The 20,107-nt window shown below is 59.1% G+C and carries 23 protein-coding genes; 20 read left to right on the plus strand and 3 right to left on the minus strand.

Going from position 1 to position 20,107, the window contains the following annotated elements; genetic code table 11:
- Nucleotides 1-77: 77 nt before the first annotated feature.
- From trpB to OKC29_RS13595, 14 genes are all read left to right on the plus strand, one after another.
- Entirely contained in the window at nucleotides 78-1,271 is a 1,194-nt protein-coding gene (gene trpB / locus OKC29_RS13535) for a tryptophan synthase subunit beta (RefSeq protein WP_011706727.1), read from the plus strand.
- Nucleotides 1,268-2,074, plus strand: a complete 807-nt coding sequence (gene trpA, locus OKC29_RS13540; RefSeq protein ID WP_201355645.1) for a tryptophan synthase subunit alpha — start codon at nucleotides 1,268-1,270, stop codon at nucleotides 2,072-2,074. Before trpB ends, trpA begins: the two co-directional genes overlap by 4 nt.
- Before the next feature lie 581 nt (nucleotides 2,075-2,655).
- Nucleotides 2,656-3,186: a hypothetical protein gene (locus OKC29_RS13545; protein WP_270669302.1), complete on the plus strand. Its 531-nt coding sequence runs from the start codon at nucleotides 2,656-2,658 to the stop codon at nucleotides 3,184-3,186.
- 703 nt (nucleotides 3,187-3,889) lie between these two features.
- The gene (locus OKC29_RS13550) at nucleotides 3,890-4,129 is read left to right on the plus strand and encodes a hypothetical protein (protein WP_201355644.1); all 240 of its coding nucleotides are present in this window, start codon (nucleotides 3,890-3,892) and stop codon (nucleotides 4,127-4,129) included.
- Nucleotides 4,130-4,291, plus strand: coding sequence for a DMP19 family protein (locus tag OKC29_RS23065; RefSeq protein ID WP_353736700.1), 162 nt, complete (start codon nucleotides 4,130-4,132; stop codon nucleotides 4,289-4,291). It abuts the gene before it with no gap.
- 278 nt (nucleotides 4,292-4,569) lie between these two features.
- A complete protein-coding gene (locus tag OKC29_RS13555; RefSeq protein ID WP_101613925.1) occupies nucleotides 4,570-4,896 on the plus strand; it encodes a DMP19 family protein in 327 nt (108 codons plus the stop codon).
- A gap of 151 nt (nucleotides 4,897-5,047) precedes the next feature.
- Nucleotides 5,048-5,266, plus strand: coding sequence for a CPCC family cysteine-rich protein (locus tag OKC29_RS13560; RefSeq protein WP_101613924.1), 219 nt, complete (start codon nucleotides 5,048-5,050; stop codon nucleotides 5,264-5,266).
- A 673-nt stretch (nucleotides 5,267-5,939) separates the two neighbouring features.
- Entirely contained in the window at nucleotides 5,940-6,359 is a 420-nt protein-coding gene (locus OKC29_RS13565; RefSeq protein ID WP_270669303.1) for a hypothetical protein, read from the plus strand.
- Nucleotides 6,360-6,575: 216 nt separating this feature from the next.
- Nucleotides 6,576-6,953: a DUF6896 domain-containing protein gene (locus OKC29_RS13570; RefSeq protein ID WP_168756047.1), complete on the plus strand. Its 378-nt coding sequence runs from the start codon at nucleotides 6,576-6,578 to the stop codon at nucleotides 6,951-6,953.
- Nucleotides 6,954-7,280: 327 nt separating this feature from the next.
- The gene (locus tag OKC29_RS13575; RefSeq protein WP_168756048.1) at nucleotides 7,281-7,520 is read left to right on the plus strand and encodes a DUF6678 family protein; all 240 of its coding nucleotides are present in this window, start codon (nucleotides 7,281-7,283) and stop codon (nucleotides 7,518-7,520) included.
- 64 nt (nucleotides 7,521-7,584) lie between these two features.
- Complete coding sequence (locus OKC29_RS13580; RefSeq protein WP_168756049.1) at nucleotides 7,585-7,872, plus strand: hypothetical protein; 288 nt, start codon at nucleotides 7,585-7,587, stop codon at nucleotides 7,870-7,872.
- A gap of 178 nt (nucleotides 7,873-8,050) precedes the next feature.
- Nucleotides 8,051-8,230 carry a hypothetical protein gene (locus OKC29_RS13585; protein WP_024944189.1) on the plus strand — a complete coding sequence of 60 codons (180 nt, stop codon included), beginning with the start codon at nucleotides 8,051-8,053 and terminating at the stop codon, nucleotides 8,228-8,230.
- Nucleotides 8,231-8,322: 92 nt separating this feature from the next.
- A complete protein-coding gene (locus OKC29_RS13590; RefSeq protein WP_005302916.1) occupies nucleotides 8,323-8,565 on the plus strand; it encodes a DUF3297 family protein in 243 nt (80 codons plus the stop codon).
- Nucleotides 8,566-8,762: 197 nt separating this feature from the next.
- The gene (locus OKC29_RS13595; protein ID WP_043159739.1) at nucleotides 8,763-9,305 is read left to right on the plus strand and encodes a beta/gamma crystallin-related protein; all 543 of its coding nucleotides are present in this window, start codon (nucleotides 8,763-8,765) and stop codon (nucleotides 9,303-9,305) included.
- Between the two features lie 69 nt (nucleotides 9,306-9,374).
- Here the strand turns inward: OKC29_RS13595 and OKC29_RS13600 are convergent, their stop codons facing one another.
- Nucleotides 9,375-9,818 (minus strand): inhibitor of vertebrate lysozyme family protein, encoded by a 444-nt coding sequence (locus tag OKC29_RS13600; protein ID WP_101613918.1) that lies wholly within the window; start codon nucleotides 9,816-9,818, stop codon nucleotides 9,375-9,377.
- A 182-nt stretch (nucleotides 9,819-10,000) separates the two neighbouring features.
- Nucleotides 10,001-11,212, minus strand: a complete 1,212-nt coding sequence (locus tag OKC29_RS13605) for a NupC/NupG family nucleoside CNT transporter (RefSeq protein ID WP_270669305.1) — start codon at nucleotides 11,210-11,212, stop codon at nucleotides 10,001-10,003.
- Between the two features lie 482 nt (nucleotides 11,213-11,694).
- Between OKC29_RS13605 and OKC29_RS13610 the strand changes: the two genes are divergently transcribed.
- From OKC29_RS13610 to OKC29_RS13635, 6 genes are all read left to right on the plus strand, one after another.
- Nucleotides 11,695-12,849, plus strand: a complete 1,155-nt coding sequence (locus OKC29_RS13610; RefSeq protein ID WP_174892447.1) for a YdcF family protein — start codon at nucleotides 11,695-11,697, stop codon at nucleotides 12,847-12,849.
- Nucleotides 12,850-13,221: 372 nt separating this feature from the next.
- A complete protein-coding gene (gene tauA / locus OKC29_RS13615) occupies nucleotides 13,222-14,196 on the plus strand; it encodes a taurine ABC transporter substrate-binding protein (RefSeq protein WP_073350997.1) in 975 nt (324 codons plus the stop codon).
- 23 nt (nucleotides 14,197-14,219) lie between these two features.
- A complete protein-coding gene (gene tauB, locus OKC29_RS13620) occupies nucleotides 14,220-14,987 on the plus strand; it encodes a taurine ABC transporter ATP-binding subunit (protein ID WP_073350999.1) in 768 nt (255 codons plus the stop codon).
- The gene (gene tauC / locus OKC29_RS13625; RefSeq protein ID WP_073351000.1) at nucleotides 14,984-15,814 is read left to right on the plus strand and encodes a taurine ABC transporter permease TauC; all 831 of its coding nucleotides are present in this window, start codon (nucleotides 14,984-14,986) and stop codon (nucleotides 15,812-15,814) included. The genes tauB and tauC overlap by 4 nt, the downstream gene beginning before the upstream one ends.
- Entirely contained in the window at nucleotides 15,811-16,665 is an 855-nt protein-coding gene (tauD, locus tag OKC29_RS13630; protein ID WP_073351002.1) for a taurine dioxygenase, read from the plus strand. The genes tauC and tauD overlap by 4 nt, the downstream gene beginning before the upstream one ends.
- Before the next feature lie 232 nt (nucleotides 16,666-16,897).
- Nucleotides 16,898-18,580: an alpha/beta hydrolase gene (locus OKC29_RS13635; protein ID WP_162275744.1), complete on the plus strand. Its 1,683-nt coding sequence runs from the start codon at nucleotides 16,898-16,900 to the stop codon at nucleotides 18,578-18,580.
- A gap of 92 nt (nucleotides 18,581-18,672) precedes the next feature.
- Here OKC29_RS13635 and OKC29_RS13640 read toward each other — a convergent pair whose 3' ends face one another.
- Nucleotides 18,673-20,034 carry an MFS transporter gene (locus OKC29_RS13640; RefSeq protein ID WP_073351004.1) on the minus strand — a complete coding sequence of 454 codons (1,362 nt, stop codon included), beginning with the start codon at nucleotides 20,032-20,034 and terminating at the stop codon, nucleotides 18,673-18,675.
- Nucleotides 20,035-20,107: the final 73 nt, after the last annotated feature.

Below are 20,107 nucleotides of genomic sequence, written 5' to 3' on the forward strand. Positions count from 1 at the left end.
CGCCCTGTGAGGCCACTACTGAATCACTGTTTCGTAATTGATGTTCCGTTTTCGACTCAAGGTATAAGGAAGAAACCATGACCCTGCTCAACCCGTTTTTTGGTGAATTTGGCGGCATGTACGTGCCCCAGATCCTCATCCCCGCCCTGCTCCAGCTGGAGAAGGCCTTTGTCGATGCCAAGGATGATCCGGCCTTTATCGCCGAATTTCAGACCCTGCTGACCGAGTATGCCGGTCGCCCGACCCCGCTCACCCTGACTCGCAATCTGACCAAGGGCACCAAGACCCGCCTCTATCTGAAGCGTGAGGACCTGCTGCACGGCGGCGCCCACAAGACCAACCAGGTACTGGGTCAGGCGCTGCTGGCCAAGCGGATGGGCAAGAGCGAGATCATCGCCGAGACCGGTGCCGGTCAGCATGGTGTGGCCACCGCGCTGGCCTGCGCTCTGCTCGGCCTCAAGTGCCGGGTCTATATGGGTGCCAAGGATTGCGAGCGCCAGAAGCCCAACGTCTTTCGCATGAAGCTGATGGGCGCCACCGTGATCCCGGTGCACTCCGGTTCCAGCACCCTCAAAGATGCCTGCAACGAGGCGCTGCGCGACTGGGCTGCCAACTACGAGTCGGCCCACTACCTGCTCGGTACCGCCGCCGGCCCGCACCCCTTCCCCACTATCGTGCGGGAGTTCCAGAAGATGATCGGCGAAGAGGCCAAGGCCCAGTGCTTCGAAAAGGAAGAGCGGCTGCCCGATGCGGTGATCGCCTGCGTCGGCGGCGGGTCGAACGCCATCGGCATGTTTGCCGACTTTATCGATGAGCCGTCGGTGCGCCTCATCGGTGTCGAGCCGGGTGGTCATGGCATCGAGAGCGGCGAGCACGGTGCGCCGCTCGGTCACGGCAGCAAGGGGGTCTTCTTTGGCATGCACTCCTACCTGATGCAGGACACCCAGGGTCAAATTCAGGAGTCCTACTCCGTCTCGGCGGGGCTGGACTTCCCCTCCGTCGGCCCGCAGCACGCCCACCTGGCCGCCATCGGCCGCGCCGAGTACCCCTCGGTGACCGACAAGGAGGCGCTGGACGCCTTCCAGGAGCTGGCCAAATCCGAAGGCATCATCCCGGCGCTGGAGTCCTCCCACGCGCTGGCCCATGCCCTCAAGATGGCCCGCAGTGAACCGGAAAAAGAGCAGGTGCTCATCGTCAACCTCTCCGGCCGTGGCGACAAAGATATCTTCACTGTTGCCGACATTTTCGAGAAAGAAGGAACCTTGTCATGAACCGTTACGCACAACTCTTCTCCCGTCTGGACAAGGCCAATCAGGGCGCCTTTGTGCCGTTCGTGATGCTGGGTGACCCCACCCCCGAATTGTCGCTGGCCATCGTCGATGCGCTGGTCGCAGGGGGCGCCGATGCCCTCGAGCTCGGCATTCCCTTCTCCGATCCGGTGGCGGACGGCCCCACCATTCAGGGCGCCGCCCTGCGGGCATTTGCCAGCCACACCACCCCGGACGACTGCTTCGAGCTGCTAGGCCGTATCCGCGCCAAGTACCCGCAGCTGCCCATTGGCCTGCTGGTCTACGCCAACCTGGTCTATGTGCGCAAAATTGACGGCTTCTACGAGAAGTGCCAGCAGGCGGGCGTAGACTCGGTGCTGGTCGCCGACGTGCCGGTGCAGATGTGCGCCCCCTACAAGGCGGCTGCCGACAAGTGCGGTATCGACAGCATCTTTATCGCTCCGCCCAATGGCGACGCCGAGACCCTGCAACAGGTGGCGGAGCTGGGTAATGGTTACACCTATCTGGTGAGCCGCGCTGGCGTCACCGGTGCCGAGACCAAGGCCGGCATGCCGGTGGAGGGCCTCATCAATACCCTGCGCGAGTTCAATGCTCCCCCTGCCCTGCTCGGCTTTGGCATCAGCGAGCCGACTCAGGTACGTGAAGCGATTGCCGCTGGCGCCGCCGGTGCCATCTCCGGCTCCGCCGTGGTGAAGATCATCGAGACCCACCACCAGAATCCGGAGCATATGCTGAACCGTCTGAAAGAGTTTGTGGAAGGGATGAAGGCGGCGACCAATCGATAAGGGGCGGCATGGGTCACATGCCATTGACCATGTCTGCAAAAAGGGAGCCTGATAGGCTCCCTTTCTATTTTTTGCTTGTTGCCGCTCCCAGCGTCTTTGTCCCCTCTCCCCTTGGGAGAGGGTGAGGGGAATTCCCCCCCCCCATTAACCCAACAGCTCACTTAATCAACAACCTTCACTAATTGGTTGAACCAGCTCAGATTTCTATCAACTCCCTCTTTCCATGTCTCAATCCGGCCCCTTAAAATAACCAAACGACAATCTATCTCTCGGGAACATGTCATGGAAGCGATTGTTGCTATCTCGTGGCTGAAAAGCAGCTAACTGGGGGAGGACGGTAGCTTTACATGCACTTGCCATGGACGGTTCCTTATTTGACAGTGGTAAGGTATAGGGCAAAAAAAGGAGGCCAAGCGAATACGTTCAAATATCATAGGCAGACTGGTAATATTTTTATTTAATTTGATTTTTTAGTGGTAACTATCAGGGCTGTGCGGAGCTATATGGAAGATTCTGCTATCGAATTAGTACCAATTTCTATCTAATCACTGTGAGGCCAAAACTCGAGTTTGGAGACGACTATGAAATTTATTTTCCAACTTTTAATACTACTAATGTTCGCTCATCCTGCATTCTCTGGGAACCTTGAACGCCCAGAAATTAAGCATGCCGAGATGATTGCAAAGAAAATAGGTACAGCAATATTTTCAGGCGACCATGAGTTTGTTATCTCTAATATGCACCCCACGCCAGTTCAACTTATGGGCGGGCGGAATAAGGCAATAGAAATGACCAGAGCAGCATTTGCTGGCATCAAAGAGCAAGGGATGGAATTATCAGAATATTTGGTAAAACCAGCAACTAAAGCAGTTTATAGCGGTAAGTTTATATATGTGGTCTTCCCAACTATTCTTACCTTGAAATCGGAAAAGGTTAGGACTGTAGGTGATGGATATATACTGGCGTATTCGGATGACCAAGGAAAAAATTGGAGCTTTGCAGATGGAGCAGGCTTGAAGAATCCTGAAGTAGCCGCTATGGTATTTCCTGAGTTGCCTGCTGAATTGTCACTTCCGATAATTCCACCACCCTCAGTTGAAATGCTTCCCTAAAAGCTATTCCCTTGATTTATGACCTAACAATTATATCAAGACTGTTTGTCCCCTGGCGCGGCCAAACAGTCCGTAGGTTCTAATAGCTCAGCGTATCTGGACGTTCACGGATTGGATATGATGGCTCGGCTTCACTGCGCAAGATGCGAGTGCTTCGCCCTCGACAAGGTTTCGCCCGCCCTTCTGGCGTGGGCGAGTGACTTTCCTTTGCGTGGCCAAAGAAAAGTCACCAAAAGAAAGGCCACCCCCGCTTATTCGCCCGACTGACGTCGGGCTCCTTCAGCTCACCCTCTTGTCCAATGGCACGCGCCGATGGGCCGTCCATGGCCCAGCGCCGCTCGCTCGGCATCCTGCCTCGCGGCCTGGACAAGAGGCCTAGCCTCAGCAAACAAGAGGGGGATCAACACCGTGCCAGCCACAGCCCCGTCTAACAACAGATATGCTCCCTCTCCCCTTGGGAGAGGGCTGGGGTGAGGGGAGCGTGCATTTCCAGCCAAGCAAGATGCTCAATCAGCCCACGCCTTAATGACTAATGTATTAATCCAAAACAGATTCCCACCAAAACATGCTTCTCAACGCGCCCCCTCCCCCTTAAGATACCCGAATGACAATCAACCTCTCGGAAGAACGCCATGAAAGCGATTGTTGCTAGCTCACGGATGAAAAGCAGCGAACTGGGGGCTGAAACTCAGGGGCGGTAGCCATGCCGACGCTTGCCATCACCGACGAAGAAGCCAAGCGAATACGTTCAAGTGTCAGAGGCAAAGCGGAGTTATATGGAAGGCACTGCTATCGGATTAGTGCCGCCTTCTATCTAATCACTGTTATGCCCATGCACTTCTCAGACTTTTCAGATAATGAAGAGCCGGCATTTGATGTCTTCCATGCCTGCCATGAAATAGTTTTTACAGGCAGTGATGGAAATACTGAATATCTAGAATGAATCAACCCAGAAGCACAGTTAGTTTATTTGCTGTGGTATTTTGATGGTGAAGTCCACAACGGCGGCTTTGACCAGCTATTTTTTAATTCACTTGGCGACCATTGTTTAGAGATTTTAGCGGGGCTCAAAAGTCAATGCCATCCATTCTTATGGATTACTTGAAAAGGAAATACGCTGTTTTTCAGAGTCTAAACCCTCGTTAGGCCGAGATAAAAAATGGAAGCAACTTGCACGTTATGAAGGTGATGAAAACTATGAAGCAGATTTAGAAAGTTTAGATACCGAACTCTACATATATGAAGACAATCTTACTGAGCTCTTACATAAATTCGTTAGGGAAAATAAGGTAGTGTCTTTAAATGTATAACAAGCGCATGCTTCGGACAAATTTCCGCTTCGCTTCTATTTTCCGCAAATGCGGACATTATGTTTGAGGTGCTATGAAATCTCTAACTGTTGATGAAATACTTGATAAAGGGATTGGCGATGAAACCAACCTTTCGGAACAAGAGTGGCCCATTTTCGCGGTGGCGTACTTAGAATCAATAGCGGATATGGAGGGCTGGGATCATTTTTTTACATACAGTATGGAATTGTATCCTCTAGTCTTAAGGGCTCTAAAGCTTGCAGGTGATTTCAACTCGCTGAAAATTATTGATAATTATCGAAAGCACTTTGAAAGCTTTGGCGTCGACTTCGAAGCGAATGAAATAGATACGTTTTTGTGTTTTACATCGGATGAATATTTTAGTGAATGTACTGACTAGCGTGAAGAGTTTTCGCAAGCAGCTGAACAACGCTGGAAACTAATTATCCAATACTACCTCAACGTTGGGGTGGCATTAAAAACATAACAAGCAAAGTCAGCCGACGCGTACCGCGTAGCTGCTTTGATCGTTATACATTATGGAGAGACTGTTGAAATATACCTGCCCTTGCTGTGGCTATAAAACTTTGGATGAGCCTGCTATAGGTACGTTCGATATTTGTGAGCTTTGTGGCTGGGAAGATGACTTGGTACAAAACTCAGACCCTGATTATGAAGGTGGAGCTAATGTTAGCAGCTTACGTGAAGCTCAACATGCTTTTATAAATAAAGCTATAGATTCCCAAGGATTTATTAAAGATTCTGCTTGAAAAATATTAGAACCACCATAAAAATAATCACGCTCAAAATCTGCAAAAAAAATCCTACCGTTAACAGTAACGGGGAAGTAAAGAATGTATAAACAGAAACTAATGATTCATCTATTCATAAAGAATGGTTTATGTGTTTTTTTATCCAGGATATAAGAGGCCTAACAAATGGTTCAAATTGCTCGCAGGGACAGGCTAAAGCCTGTACCTTAACAAAACGTTATGCAGTATAAATAGAGGACAAGCGAAGTTAACGTGAGACAGCCAGTGGAGATACCTTTCACGAAGGAGGCCACGATTCAAATGCTGAAGTGGGGAGCGATGCCCGAGTCTTATCCTTACTCTTATAAGGCAATCGCGGAGTGGTGTGATCGGTTTTGGTGCCAGTACCTTGAGGTCGATGCGGAGCCTGAAATTGAGAAACTACTTCCGAGCCTCACCGAGGCCGAAACACAGTGGGACTTGTACTTGACCAATATCTATTCAATTTACGAATTAAGATCCGGTAATTTTTAGCAAGTACAAACATCCTTTTTTCATCACAATCCATGCCGCCTATAAATGCAATAAATCCATCTTCATGAGTATATTTCAATCAGGCATATTCAGATATTCCGGTACGGGCCCGGTATCTGATGGTGCAATCATGCTCTCAATCTGAGGCTCATCAAAAATGACCCCCCTTTTTTTATCCGAAAGACATCCTGTTTCCCATAAGGCGGCCATTCTTGCTGATGAAGGGACTTCGGTCTGGCTCTACATGACAGACTCCGGGTCTGATTACCCTGCAGCGGACTGTTGGCTGCTCAATACGGTACCATCCCCTGAACATCTGAATGAGTACTGCGGCAACAACGCACCGCCGGCAATCCTCAAGTTTGTTGTTCCTGGTAGTGAAGGTGATGCCCCCCTCGAAAGCGATATTGAGCTGCGTTGGGCGCCTGACGGTCATTCCGTCGCCCTGTTGGTCAAGGGTACTCCACTGGGGTTTATTGCACAGGGAAACAAACATGGCTACAGCAAGAATCTGGTGACTGCCAGTCCATTTGGCATGCCATTTGAACAAGAGCTTTATGAGCGGCTGTTCCCATGATCACTCCTGTCTTGTCTGCCTGTCATTCAAGACGTTCATAGCCTTCACTGGTCTGAATTGAAAATCCCCATCTTGCCAAGATGGTCGGGTAATATTGCAGCCAAATCCCAAACACAGAATGTGCCGCAGAACAAATTTCTGTTATCCATGTCGACCGCTAGATATGTTGCCGCCGCTGGATATAACACGCCATAACATAGAATCTGAGAGGGCAAAATGGATAATCTTGAAAAAATCAAAAACCTTATTCCGCTATGGTATGCACAAAGGAAGTGGGCTGAAGAGCTGCTTGTGCGAGTTTTTCATCTGGCCTCCGCAGAGAAAATATTGGAACCAGAGCATAGGGGAACAATGACCATACCAGGGACTCATTGGGTCTATCGTACTCATGGTGTTGGTGTCGATATATACCGAACTGCTTCTGTCGGTGGAATAGACTTTGATTTCAACAACCCAGATCCCGACGAATGGCGCTTAAAAATATTCTTTGAAAAACAGTACAATGACGGCAATCTCTCTTTCACCGCGTACCGCGAGCTGCATGAGGATGAAGAACTGCTTGACCGCGTTATAAAAATGGCGCTTGAAAGGTGATCTACAACACCAGACGTTTATCAAACCATTATCTGGTTTTCATGGATTTTGTTACGACACGGCGGCGTAGATCTGTCTGGCAAGGTGTCATTCGACCTAGAGGATAGTGATGGACATTCGACATAGAGAGCCAGTCAAAGAGTATGTTATCAAGGCAGGCATGACGTCTGTTTCGAACAATTCAAAATGGAATAGTCTTTTTGCGTTGCTGCATCAAAGCAACAGGTTCTTCCAATACCGGAGAACGGATCCGGAGGCTCCACATTTCCAGAAGATGGTGAGAGCTATACACCAGAACTGGCACAATATGGGGGCAACTTCTGGGCCATGGAGTTCCTGGACGTCCTGGCATACCAGGCTCACTCCAGAGGGGCATTGCTGGCACCGGACATTGAAGATTTCACGGATGAAGCGATTCATATTGCGAGCCAGGCCGGTGTCAAATTTACCATGCTGGAGCGTGGTATCCGGGTCTGGGGCTATGTGAGAAAAGAGAGCCATCCCGTTTTCGTCTGCATGCACAACCAGCCTCTACAGGCACAGCGGCAGGATCACTGCGCGAACTAGCGTACTGTGTTGCCCCTTATTTTCTGCATTGCGCACACGACTTTGATGTTGCAGGTAAAGCAATATGCCCGATGAAATACAGCTGGCATTTACGCCAGACAATGTAAAACAGGTTTTGATATGGGGCGCCCATCCAGAAAGTGCACCTCACCATCATGAGTCTATTGCTCACTGGTGTGAGGCTTTCTGGAATAGATACGCTGATGTCGATGCCCCCGCAGAGATTGATGCCGTGATGCCCATACTCGCGGAGGTAGAAACGAACTGGGATATCCACGTTGCGTTGAATAAAGAGTCTGCCTCCATGCCTGCTGAATGGTTTGTCGCATGGTTATCTCAACTACCGGAGTGACAAGGCAACTCCCCGTCAGGCCGGAATCGCAAAATAGCACGCACGTGACAGAATAGAGTGCCGGAAGAAAATGACCCATCGTTGAATAATACCAACTGGCATGGCTGATTAACGTAGCGAAAGGCTAGCGACAAGCGCCTGATCCTCCATATTTCGCATCCAATAAGTGAATCGCCCCATGATAAGAACACTTATCCAGCTTCTGTTGACACCGCTTCTGGCGGTTGCCTTCCTCTATCTTTGCAGCGTGCCGGAGGATCTCTATTTCGACCCGCCGCTCTGGAGCTATGTCGCCATGTTTCTTGTCACTCTGGCTGGCTCCGCCTATGGCAGGATCACGGTTTGGCGCTCCTCCTGACCGACATTCTCAAAGCAGCGCCGACGCTGCCTTGAGCCCGGCGGGGCCATTGTCTACAATGGCGCACTTTGCATCCACAACAGGTAATGACCATGAGCGACAACAAACCGGCCCTGCCCGACCGTCTGGCGGCCAACCCGCGCAGCCCGCACCATGTGGCGGAGTGCTTCCAGCACGAGATCGGCATTCGCGTGAACGGCAAGGAGCGCACCAATGTCGAGGAGTACTGCATCAGCGAAGGTTGGGTGAAGATCCCCTCCCCCAAGGCCAAGGATCGCTATGGCAACCCCATGCTGATCACCGTCAAGGGCACCGTCGAGGCTTTCTACGCCTAAGCGGCCCTGACCGCGCGCCCCGCCGGGCCCGCCGCCATGCTGTTCAGAACACCGGCCTTGCGCCGGTGTTCTGCTTTGAGCCTTTCATCTTTGCGTCGATGGTGGGCAAGGAGTGTCGCAGCGGGCGCCGCTCTCTCTTGCATCGAGGCTGCGTCTCGGCAATCCTTGCCGCCCCTTGAACTGGCAAGATCTCATCCATGAACAAGCTGTTTGTCCTGCTGGCGCTGTTGACCCTGAGCACAGCGGTCCGCGCCGATATCCTTATCAATCCCCAGATCGTGGTGAACGGCCAGAGCCAGGGTGGCGGGCGTATCCACATCTGTACCCTGACCCCCTTCAACAGCGTCTATGCCGATGCGGGGCGCAGCGAGTGGCTGGCGCGCCAGAAGGTGAGCCGCCGCTGTCAGCAGGGCCAAGGCAACAACAGCCTGTTTTGCGAGGCGGCCAAGGCGAGCTGCCTGACAACCCGCTTGGACGAAGGGGACGACGCCAGCACCCTGCTGGTATTCGACGGCGCCCATCAGAGCGGCGACTCCCTGCGCATCGACCGGGATATTGCGGATCTCGGTCGCTACGGCTTTGCCAACCGCATCTCCTCCTTCACCGTACCGGCTGGCTGGGTGGTGCGCTTCTTCGAGGAGACCGACTTTCGCGGTGGCTACTATACCCGCAAGGGCGGCGAGCAGGAGGCGACCGACTTCAACAACCGCATCCGCTCGGTGCGGATCCTGAGCCGCTAGCGCCTGGCCCCATCACCTCTTCGCCATAAAAAAACCTCTGCCCAGGCAGAGGTTTTTGCTTTTCGAGGCTTACTGCCAGTTGGGGTCGGCCTCAACCTGCTTCATCAGGGCGGCCTGCATCCCCTTGTCCGGCTGGCCGAGCCAGGTGTAGCGGGCGAACTTGGACGGGGTTTCGCGGGCGGCGTCGCTATCTGGCAGATCGATCAGCACGCCCCACACCCGCTTGGCCTTGGCATCCACCAGCAGCTGCATGTAGTGGCTGGCGCAGTCGTGAGGTTTGCAGACCGAGCCGCTCTGATACGGGGTGCCGGCCACGGCTTCGAGCGGGGAGCTGGTGCCGTTGCCGCTGCGCACCCACTTGGGCAGGTTCTTGATGCCCTGAGTCGCCTTGGCCCAGGGGGCCTTGAAGTCCGCCGACAGCAGCAGATCCGAGGTATAGGTGGCGGCGGCAAACGCCGGTACGGCGCCGACCAGCAGCAGGGAGAGCGCCAATGCGCGCGAGAGACGGGTCATGGTGTGATTCCTTGTTATATGAATGCCTGAACGGGCACGGACTGGCCGTGCGCCATCACGCTACCGCCTGTGCCCGCCCCTGTCGAGCCCACGCCGTGCCGAGGCGTCAATGGCTGGCGCCAGATGGACGACACCCCGCCGCGCCAGTGGTGAGACGGGGTGTACATGGGGGCAAGGGTCGCTTAGCCGAGGGAGGCGAACAGCCCCGCCAGGGTGGCGCTCATCAGGTTGGCCAGGGTTGCCGCCAGCACCGCCTTGAAGCCGAGGCTCGCCACGTCGTGGCGGCGCTCCGGCGCCATGGTACCGATGGAACCAAGCTGCACCGCAATGGAGCCCAGGTTGGCAAAACCACAGAGGGCGAAGGTGATGATGATCTGGGTATGGGCGCTGAGATCCTGCTTGATGTTGGCAAAGTCCAGGTAGGCGACGAACTCGTTCATGATCACCTTCTGGCCGATCAAGGATCCTGCCGCCATCATCTCGCTGGCCGGCACGCCGATGAGCCAGGCCACCGGGGCAAACAGATAGCCCAGCAGCTGCTGCAGGGAGAGATTGGCCCAGCCGAACCACTCGCCCACCGTGGTGAGACCGGCGTTGATCATGGTGATGACGCTGACAAAGGCCAGCAGGATAGTGCCGATGGCCACCGCGATCTTCATGCCGCTCATGGCGCCGCCCGCCAGGGCGTCGATGGCGTTGCTGTAGTCACTCTTGTCGAGGGTGATCTCGTCCTGCTCGCACACCTGCTGCTGCTCCGGCACCAAGAGTTTCGCCATCAAGAGGCCCCCCGGCGCCGCCATAAAGGAGGCTGCGATCAGGTATTTCAGATCCACACCCAGCCCGGCGTAACCACCGAGCACAGAGCCTGCCACCGAGGCCATGCCGCAGGTCATCACCGCAAACAGCTCGGAGCGGGTCATGCCGGCCAGGAAAGGGCGGATCAGCAGCGGCGACTCCCCCTGCGAGAGGAAGATGTTGCCGGTGGCCACCAGGGATTCGGCGCGGCTGGTACCGAGCAGGCGGTGAATGCCGCCTCCCAGCACCCGGATCACCCACTGCATGATGCCGAAGTGATAGAGCACGGCGATCAGCGCGCTGATGAAGATCACCAGCGGCAGCACCCGCACGGCGAAGATGAAGCCGTTGCTGGCCAGATCGCCAAACACGAAGCGGATGCCGCTGTCGGCAAAGCCGAGCAGGGCGGAGACGCCGTTGCTCATGGCGCCGAGCATGATTTGTCCGAGGGGGAAGTAGAGCACCAGGGCGGCAAAGCCGGTTTGCAGGGCGAGGGCCCCGAGCACGGTCCGCCAGCGGATGGCACGGCGGTTTTCACTGGCCAGCCAGGCGATAAACATCAGGGCCAGCATACCGACCAGACTCAATAACAGCGTCATCTTGCACCTATGAAGAGAGAAGTTTCATACGGCAAGTCTGCAGACAGGTATCGCAGGGAGCGGGCGGGAGAGGTGCCGACCCCGCGACACGCAGACCACAAACCTACAGGTTAGTGGCGGGTCCCATCCTGGGGTCATTCACGTTCCGGGTGACGGCGAGTATCGGGTGACGCCAGCGCCGTCGCAGGGGGAGCTGCGGCCGGGTGGCAGGTCGGGCGGCGATGGTACAGTGATCGCTGGCACAGAAAAAGCGGTAAAACGATTGGCCCCGCCAACTTTTTCACGGCAGCGGCGAGCCTTACCCAAAACGCGGCAGGATTGTGCCACAACTGAGCGAACGCACAGGGAAACCAGGTCTCGCTCCCCCCGAATAGGGCAGGTGCTCCCCCTTCCCCGGATAACCGAAGCGGTTCACGTTTTTTCACGCCACGACGCGGTACACTGGCCAATCACCAAGTTTATGTTTTTATTGAAAAAGCCCCATGATCCTGGAATGGCCTGGTGCCATCAACCTTCGGTGGAACGCCATCATGATGAAAAGAACCGCGATTGCCCTGACGCTGGCCAGCCTGCTGACACTGCCTGCCGTGCTCCCTTCCGCAGCCTGGGCTGCCCCGGTACGCTCCCTGCAAAAGGAGCAGAATTACGACCAGTACATCAGCAAGCGCCAGGTGGTGGATCAGCTGCTGGCAGATGCCTGGCAGATCTTCAAATCCCCCGCCCGTATCTCCACCGCCGGCTTCACCGCCAAGATGCCGAGCAACATGGAGCAGGTGACCGAGCTGCTGCTGCAGGCCTACCAGCTCGAGCCCTATCGCACCGACCTGCTCATCTCGGCGGCCAACGCCCAGATCTACAACGGCAACGTGGACAAGGCCATCGGCCTGTTCGAGCAGGCCCTCAGCACCGCGCCCGATGACATCGACCTGCTGAGCTACCTCGCCACCTGGCAGACCTTCAAGCACAACGAGGCCGCCGCCAAGGGGTATCAGAGCAAGCTGGCGACCCTCAATCCGGGCCGGGCCGCCGATCTGCAGCGCATCTTCGACACGGTCGATCGCGTCGTCGCCACCCCACTCAAGGAGCAGGGGGAGCGCTCACCCAAGCCGGGCAACCGGGCCATCGTCACCCTGGGTTATGCCCTCAATCCCGACGGCTCCATGCACGACATCCTGCTGGGCCGGCTGGAAACCACCCGGGCGCTGGCCAAGGCCAACCCGACGGCCCTCATCATCCTGACCGGCGGGGTGCCCCAGAACCGCCAGACCGAGGGCAAGCTGATGGCGGACTGGCTGGTGAAGAAGGGGATAGATCGCTCGCGCATCATCGAGGAGAACTACGCCACCAGCACGGTGGAGAACGCCCTCTACAGCGGCTATGCCCTCGCCCGCCACCAGATCGAGTACGCCACCCTGGTGAGCTCCGCCAGCCATGTGCGCCGGGGCCAGACCCTGCTGGAGATCGCCTGCTGGCAGAGCGGGCCGGCCGGGATCCGGATAGACAGCGTCAGCTATCCCGACAAGCCGCTCTCCGAGCTTGCCAAGGTGAGCGGCAGCGAGCTGCTCGGCATCTACCGGGATGCCTTGCGCACCTATGGGCTCTGGAGCTACCGCTCCGCCCCCCTGCTGGAGCGCTGATTCCGGGTGGGCCGTTCTCGCCCGGCCCGTTGCCTGCGCGCTCCTTGCAGTACCGGCATCACCTGACCCTAACCAACCCACCCAACCGGCGGGTTTTATTTTATCCGCCCAATCAGCCTAACCGGTTCGATATTCAATAAATGGGCAAGCATTGCCATATCAGAATAGGTTTGCCGATATTTCAAGCCGTTTTTCGGCACCTATTGCCAACCTTCAAATATCGACTTGCCATATTGAGATATATAAATAAACGGATTGGGTTGCCGTTCTTTTTCTAAGAACCATATCTCATCAGCCATATATTTTCGGTCTTTCCTCAGCGCCCCGATAAATGGGAAAACTGCCGCTTCATTCCCCCGATGGAGCAATATCATGACAGGAAAAGGACATTCCCTCTGGCTGGCGGCGCTCGCCCTGCTCAGCCTGCAAGCCAAGGCCGTGGAAGTCACGGTGGCCTACCAGACATCTGCCGAACCGGCCAAAGTGGCCCAGGCCGACGACACCTTTGCCCGCACCAGCGGCGCCACGGTGAAGTGGCTCAAGTTTGACAGCGGCGCCAGCGTGGTGCGGGCGCTCGCCTCCGGCGACGTGCAGATCGGCAACATCGGCTCCAGCCCGCTGGCGGTGGCCGCCAACCAGCAGGTGCCCATCGAGGTGTTCCTGCTCGCCTCCAAGCTCGGCAACTCGGAAGCGCTGGTGGTCAAGCCCGAGCTCACCTCCGCCACGGCGCTCAGCGGCAAGCGCATCGCCGTGCCCTTTACCTCCACCACCCACTACAGCCTGCTGGCCGCGCTGCGGCACTGGGGAGTGGATCCGGCCAGCCTGCAGATCGTCAACCTGCAGCCGCCGGCCATCATCGCCGCCTGGCAGCGGGGTGACATCGATGGCGCCTATGTCTGGGCGCCAGCCCTCAACGAGCTGACCAAGGGCGGCAAGGTACTGACCGACTCGGCCCAGGTGGGCGAGTGGGGAGCCCCCACCCTGGATGTCTGGGTGGTGCGCAAGGAGTTCGCCAAGGCCCATCCCGAGCTGGTGCAGGCCTTCGTCGACAGCACCCTGGCGGCCCAGCGCGACTACCTGGCCAACCCCGACGGCTGGCTGACCAAGCCGGACAACCTCGCCAAGCTGGCCAAACTGAGCGGCGTGCCGGCCAGCGACGTGCCCGCGCTGGTCAGGGGCAACACCTACCTGAGCGCCAGCCAGCAGGGCGCCGAGCTGGAGGATCTGGTGAACCAGACCCTGGTGGATACCAGCCGCTTTCTCAAGGAGCAAGGCAAGGTGCAGAGTGCCGGCAGCGATTATCGCGCCTACGTGACCGACCGTTTCGTCAAGGCTCACGCCCGCTGACCCTACATCACAAGGAGGCATGCATGCTGCAGCTCACTCACCTTTGTGCCGATTACGCCGGGCGCAGAGTCCTCGACAACATCAACCTGACCCTGGATGCGGGCGAGCTGATGGTGGTGCTCGGCCCCTCCGGCTGCGGCAAGACCACCTTGCTCAACCTCATCGCCGGTTTTCAGACCGCCCAGCAGGGCACCATCACTCTGCAGGGGCGGCCGGTGAGCGGCCCCGGCGCCGAGCGGGGGGTGGTTTTTCAGCACGATGGCCTGCTGCCCTGGCGCAACGTACTGGACAACGTTGCCTTCGGCCTGCAGCTGGCCGGCGTGCCGCGCCGCGAACGCGAGGCCAGCGCGCTGGCCATGCTGCGCAAGGTGGGGCTGGAGGAGGCCCACGCCAAGCCGGTCTGGCAGCTCTCCGGCGGTCAACGCCAGCGGGTCGGCATCGCCCGGGCGCTGGCCACCCAGCCGCAACTGCTGCTGCTCGACGAGCCCTTCGGCGCCCTCGACGCCTTTACCCGCGAGCAGATGCAGACCCTGCTGCTGCGCCTGTGGCACGAGCAGCGTCGGCAGGTGCTGCTCATCACCCACGATATCGAGGAGGCGGTGTTCATGGCCACCGAGCTGGTGCTGCTCTCCCCGGCGCCGGGGCGAGTCATGGAACGGCTGACCCTGGACTTCGGCCGCCGCTTCGCCGCCGGCGAGCCCTGCCGCAGCATCAAGTCGGATCCCGCCTTCATCGCGCGGCGCGAGTATGTGCTGGAGCGGGTCTTTGCCGAGCGGGAGGTGTTTGCATGAGCCTCACCCTCTCCCGCCCGCTCGACCCTGCCCGCCGGATACGCCTGCGCTGGCCGCTGCCGCGCCGGCTTGGGGTGAGCCTGCTGACCCTCTGTGCCCTACTGGCGCTCTGGTGGCTGGTGGCCAGGCTCGGGCTGATAAGCCCGCTGTTCCTGCCGCCTCCCGCCCAGGTGCTGCAGCAGTTTGCCACCCTTGCCGGGCCGCAAGGCTTCATGGACGCCACCCTCTGGCAGCACCTCGCCGCCAGTTTGCAGCGCATCCTCATCGCCCTCGCAGCCGCCACCCTGTGCGGCGTGACGGTGGGCCTCGCCATGGGGCTCAGCCCCACCCTGCACGGCATGCTCGACCCGCTGATCGAGCTCTACCGGCCGGTGCCGCCCCTTGCCTACCTGCCGCTCATGGTGATCTGGTTTGGCATCGGCGAGACATCGAAGGTGCTGCTCATCTATCTGGCCATCTTCGCGCCGGTCGCCATGGCCACCCTGGCCGGGGTGCAGGGCGCCAAGCAGGTGCGACTGCGGGCCGCCCGGGCGCTCGGCGCCAACCGCTGGCAGGTGCTGTGGTATGTCATCGTGCCCGGCGCCCTGCCAGACATTCTCACCGGACTGCGCATCGGGCTCGGGGTCGGCTGGTCCACCCTGGTGGCGGCCGAGCTCATCGCCGCCACCCGCGGCGTGGGCTTCATGGTACAAGCTGCCGGCGAGTTTCTCGCCACCGACGTGGTGCTGGCGGGCATTCTGGTGATCGCCCTGATCGCCTTCACTCTGGAACTTGGTTTACGTGCGCTGCAGCGTCGCCTGACGCCGTGGCATGGAGAAGGACTATGAGCAATTCCCTGCAAATCACCCCCCTTGGCCCCCATATCGGCGCCGAGATCAGCGGCATCAGCCTGGCCGGGCCGCTCGATGAGGGCAAGTTCGCGCAGTTGCAGCAGGCCCTGCTGACCCACCAGGTGCTGTTCTTTCGGGATCAGCCCATCAACCCCCGCCAGCAGCGGGCGCTGGCCAACCGCTTCGGCGATCTGCACATTCACCCTGTCTATCCCCACGCGCCGGAGGCCGAGGAGATCATCGTGCTCGACACCCACGACGACAACCCGCCGGACAACGACAACTGGCACACCGACGTCACCTTCATCGAGACGCCACCGGCCCTGGCCATTCTGGCCGCCAAGCAGCTGCCGCCGGTGGGGGGCGATACCCTGTGGGCCAGCGGCATCGCCGCCTTCGAGGGACTCTCCCCCAGTCTGCAACAGCTGCTGGCAGGGCTGGAAGCCGAACACGACTTCACCAAATCGTTCCCGGCCCATCGCCACAACGCCAGCCCGGCCGAATACCAGCGCTGGCAAGAGGCGGCGGCCCGTCACCCGCCGCTGCGCCACCCAGTGGTTCGCACCCACCCCTTGAGCGGCCGGCAGGCACTGTTCGTCAATGAAGGCTTCACCACCCGCCTGCCCGACTTGCCGGCGCAAGAGAGCGAGGCGCTGCTCGCCTTCCTGTTTCGCCATGTCACCAAGCCCGAGTATCAGGTGCGCTGGCGCTGGCGGGAGCACGACATCGCCATCTGGGACAACCGGGTCACCCAACATTACGCCAACGCCGACTATCTGCCCGCCCGGCGAGTGATGCACAGGGCCACCGTGCTGGGGGACAAGCCGTTCTGGCGCGCGCCCGCGTAACGCCAACATCTGCCCAGCACCGACCGGTTGCGCCGCCGTTATTGATCCGAAATAAAATAACGGCGCACGTTGCCGGTCATTATTTTCAAATAGATCAACGAGGCCATCAAATATCACCAGAAATATGTAAATCGACACACCTTGCAATATTTCCATACAACTTCCGGCTGCCATCCGGTCGGCCCGTCCCCGTACTATTTCGGGGTTCAGGCTAGATAAATGGAAATAAATAATGAAATACACGCTGCTCATGACCCTGCTGGCACCGGCATTGCTGGCAGGCTGCAATCTGGAAAAGAAAGAAGAGCCCTTCCAGACTCGCCATATTCGCGCCGGCTATGACGCCGGCCAGGTCTGCCAACAGCTGCGCCAGGGCTGGCAGGAGGACGGCATCGCCATACCCGCCAGTCAGGTCAGTTGCCACTACCTGACGGTGCCGCTCGATTACGACAAAGAGTGGGTCCAGATCAAGGAGACCAAGTGGGAAAAGCGCTCCGCTGCACGCGCCGACAGTTCCCTCTTCGCCGACAACAGCCCCCGCTTCCCCTCCTGGTCGGACAAACCCGTCCGCCCCCATGTCAAACAGGAGACCCGCACGGTCAAGGGCGACACCCTGGATATCTTCTATCTGCACTATCGCGCCAGCGGCGACTATCGCGGCACCCTGTTCTACAACCCGGGCGGCCCCACCTCGGCCACCCCGGACCTTGGCCTTCTGCTCGACCTGCTGCGCAGCGCCAATCCCGCCATCCTTGAGCACTACGACATCGTCACTCTGGATCCCCGCGGGGCCGGTTACAGCGCCCTCGGCCACGAACTGCGCAGCTGCCTGCTGACCGACAAGCAAGGCGTTCGGCCGGACATGAGCCCGGCGCAGCTCGCCCAGCTGTTCGCCAGCCGGGACAAGGGCGCCCTGCCGGCGCTCCAGAGCGGGGCGGATCAGGGCAAGGCCTTCAGCACGGCCCTCTTGGCGCGCTGCGACGAGCCGTTGCGGCTGCATGCGCCGCACCTGGGCTCGCGGGCCGTGGTCGAGGACATGGAGCGCCTGCGCCAGCACCTGGGGCGCGAGCGGATCACCCCCATCACCTTCTCCTACGGCACTCGCCTGGCTGCCCTCTATGCCGCCCGCTACCCGAGCCACGTGGCCAATCTGGTGGTCGACTCGCCGATGTCCCCCGCCGAGAGCCGCTACCCGGCCATCTTCCGCGGCGACGCCGAGAACGCCAACCGCATCCTGGCCTGGCGCTTCGGAGATCAGGCGCTGCAGCGCAGCATGGCGGTGACCCGCCAGGTTCGCGACAACGGCCGCTATGTGGACAACCAGGGCAATGTGCTCGACCGCGACCACTGGGAAGCGGTGATGAGCGATGCCATCAGCGGCAGCCAGCGCGACGATCAGCTCGCCTTCTGGCAGCAGGACGATGCCGGCCCCCTGCTGGCCCGCCTCGCCAAGGAGCAGGCCGACGAAAACCCCTATTCAACGCTGCTGGAGATGCCCTTCTTCAGCGCCATCCACTGCACCGACAACAGCGAGCCCTACAACTGGCAAACGCTGGACCCGGAAGATGCCGCCTTCCAGGGGGCCGGCGCCCTGCTGCTGGCCAAGAGCTTCAACACCTGCGCCGACTGGCCCTATCCACGCCAGCCCATCGCCAGCTACGGCGCCGGCGAGATAAAACTGCCGGATGATGCCAAGGCCCTGGTACTCGGCGCCGAGTACGATCCCAATACCCCCTTCGCCGGTGCCCGCCAGATGCAGGCCGCCTTTGGCAGCGCCGCGCGAATGGTGCAGGTGGCGCAGAGCAACCAGCATGGCCAGCTCAGCAGCTCCCGCTGCGCCCAGGCGGCCCTCAGCACCCTGCTGTTGGGGGAGGCCGCGAGCCTGCCCGCCGAGCAGCGTTGCCTGGCTGACTGACGGAGCACGACCCAGCTGAGCACAATCCAGCTGAATACTGCCCAATAAAAAGCCCGCCGAATTGGCGGGCTTTTTCATGCCGGCAGGCGTCCTCAGGCGGCAACCAGCGACTCCAGATCGCGCCGGCTCAGGCGCTTGCTGTCCACCTTCACATAGACGGAGCGCTCCGAGGCGGCCAGCAGCACGTCGCTCACCCCCTCGCAGGCACGGATCTTCTGCTCGAGCGCCGCGTCGGCCGCCACCCCTTCCGGCAACACGATGCGCAGGCTGCTCACATAGGGGGGCTCGGCCATGGTGAGGCTCACCCCGAGCCAGACCAGAGCCAACGCGGCGCAGCCGCCAAACACCAGGGGGCCGCCGCCCAGGCTGAAGAGCAGGCCGCCGAGGCTGCCGCCGATGGCCACCCCGATGAACTGGCTGGTGGAGTAGATCCCCATGGCGGTGCCCTTGTAGCCGGGGGGCGACTCCTTGCTGATAAGAGAAGGCAGCAGTGCCTCCATCACGTTGAAACCGATGAAGAAGATCTGCAGGCCGGCGAGCAGGCCCCACAGCTGCAGGCCGCTTTGCCAGAGCACCAGCTCGGCGATGAGCATCACCAGCACGCAGATCTGGAACACCCGCTTCATCTTTCTGCGCTTCTCGGCATAGATGATGAACGGCACTACGCTGACGAAGGCGATCAGCATGGTGACCAGATAGGCCTGCCACTGGCTGTCGCGGGGCAAACCGGCGCGCTCCAGCAGCGGCGGCAGCGCCACGAAGCTCGACATCAGCAGGGTGTGCACGCAGAGGATGCCGAAGTTGAGCTTGAGCAGGCGCGGGTTGGTCAGCACGGTGCGCATCCCCCCCTTCACCATGCCGGACTCGCGGTTGAGCAGGTGACCGCTCGGAGTCGGCACCAGCCAAAGGGTGACGGCGATGCCTGCCAGCGCCAGCAGGGCGATCAGCCAGAACAGGCCGGAGAGCCCCAGCGCATGGGTGATGAGGGGGCCGGTCACCATGGCGATGGCGAAAGTGATGCCAAAGCTCACCCCGATGAAGGCCATCGCCTTGGTGCGGTTTTGCTCGCGGGTGAGATCCGACAAGAGCGCCATCACGGCAGCCGAGATGGCGCCGCTGCCCTGCAGGGCACGGCCGAGGATCACACCCCAGATGGAGTGGGTCAGCGCCGCGATCACGCTGCCGAGGGCAAACATCAGCAGGCCGCCGACGATGAGGGGCTTGCGGCCCACCTTGTCGGAGAGCAGGCCGAACGGGATCTGGAACAGCGCCTGGGTCATGCCGTAGATGCCGATGGCCAGGCCGATGAGCGCCTCGGAGGCCCCCGCCAGCGACATGCCGTAGGTGGTCAGTACCGGCAGCACCATAAACATGCCGAGCATGCGCAACGAGAAGACGGAGCCGAGCGCCCAGGTGGCACGGCGCTCGCCCCTCGTCATGGTGAAATCATTCATGATGGCCTCGATAGGTCAGGGAAAAGGAAGACTCAAGGGGTGGCCGACAGATGCCATGCCACACCCGACAGAG

The organism is Aeromonas sp. QDB34 (genome assembly GCF_027705405.1).
Classification (GTDB): domain Bacteria; phylum Pseudomonadota; class Gammaproteobacteria; order Enterobacterales; family Aeromonadaceae; genus Aeromonas; species Aeromonas hydrophila.

Bases quoted from the DNA above. Each gene is read 5' to 3' on its own strand.
- trpB (WP_011706727.1), top strand. From the start codon at position 78: ATGACCCTGCTCAACCCGTTTTTTGGTGAATTTGGCGGCATGTACGTG.
- trpA (WP_201355645.1), top strand. From the start codon at position 1,268: ATGAACCGTTACGCACAACTCTTCTCCCGTCTGGACAAGGCCAATCAG.
- OKC29_RS13545 (WP_270669302.1), top strand. From the start codon at position 2,656: ATGAAATTTATTTTCCAACTTTTAATACTACTAATGTTCGCTCATCCT.
- OKC29_RS13550 (WP_201355644.1), top strand. From the start codon at position 3,890: ATGCCGACGCTTGCCATCACCGACGAAGAAGCCAAGCGAATACGTTCA.
- OKC29_RS13555 (WP_101613925.1), top strand. From the start codon at position 4,570: ATGAAATCTCTAACTGTTGATGAAATACTTGATAAAGGGATTGGCGAT.
- OKC29_RS13565 (WP_270669303.1), top strand. From the start codon at position 5,940: ATGACCCCCCTTTTTTTATCCGAAAGACATCCTGTTTCCCATAAGGCG.
- OKC29_RS13570 (WP_168756047.1), top strand. From the start codon at position 6,576: ATGGATAATCTTGAAAAAATCAAAAACCTTATTCCGCTATGGTATGCA.
- OKC29_RS13575 (WP_168756048.1), top strand. From the start codon at position 7,281: ATGGAGTTCCTGGACGTCCTGGCATACCAGGCTCACTCCAGAGGGGCA.
- OKC29_RS13580 (WP_168756049.1), top strand. From the start codon at position 7,585: ATGCCCGATGAAATACAGCTGGCATTTACGCCAGACAATGTAAAACAG.
- OKC29_RS13585 (WP_024944189.1), top strand. From the start codon at position 8,051: ATGATAAGAACACTTATCCAGCTTCTGTTGACACCGCTTCTGGCGGTT.
- OKC29_RS13590 (WP_005302916.1), top strand. From the start codon at position 8,323: ATGAGCGACAACAAACCGGCCCTGCCCGACCGTCTGGCGGCCAACCCG.
- OKC29_RS13595 (WP_043159739.1), top strand. From the start codon at position 8,763: ATGAACAAGCTGTTTGTCCTGCTGGCGCTGTTGACCCTGAGCACAGCG.
- OKC29_RS13600 (WP_101613918.1), bottom strand. From the start codon at position 9,818: ATGACCCGTCTCTCGCGCGCATTGGCGCTCTCCCTGCTGCTGGTCGGC.
- OKC29_RS13605 (WP_270669305.1), bottom strand. From the start codon at position 11,212: ATGACGCTGTTATTGAGTCTGGTCGGTATGCTGGCCCTGATGTTTATC.
- OKC29_RS13610 (WP_174892447.1), top strand. From the start codon at position 11,695: ATGATCCTGGAATGGCCTGGTGCCATCAACCTTCGGTGGAACGCCATC.
- tauA (WP_073350997.1), top strand. From the start codon at position 13,222: ATGACAGGAAAAGGACATTCCCTCTGGCTGGCGGCGCTCGCCCTGCTC.
- tauB (WP_073350999.1), top strand. From the start codon at position 14,220: ATGCTGCAGCTCACTCACCTTTGTGCCGATTACGCCGGGCGCAGAGTC.
- tauC (WP_073351000.1), top strand. From the start codon at position 14,984: ATGAGCCTCACCCTCTCCCGCCCGCTCGACCCTGCCCGCCGGATACGC.
- tauD (WP_073351002.1), top strand. From the start codon at position 15,811: ATGAGCAATTCCCTGCAAATCACCCCCCTTGGCCCCCATATCGGCGCC.
- OKC29_RS13635 (WP_162275744.1), top strand. From the start codon at position 16,898: ATGAAATACACGCTGCTCATGACCCTGCTGGCACCGGCATTGCTGGCA.
- OKC29_RS13640 (WP_073351004.1), bottom strand. From the start codon at position 20,034: ATGAATGATTTCACCATGACGAGGGGCGAGCGCCGTGCCACCTGGGCG.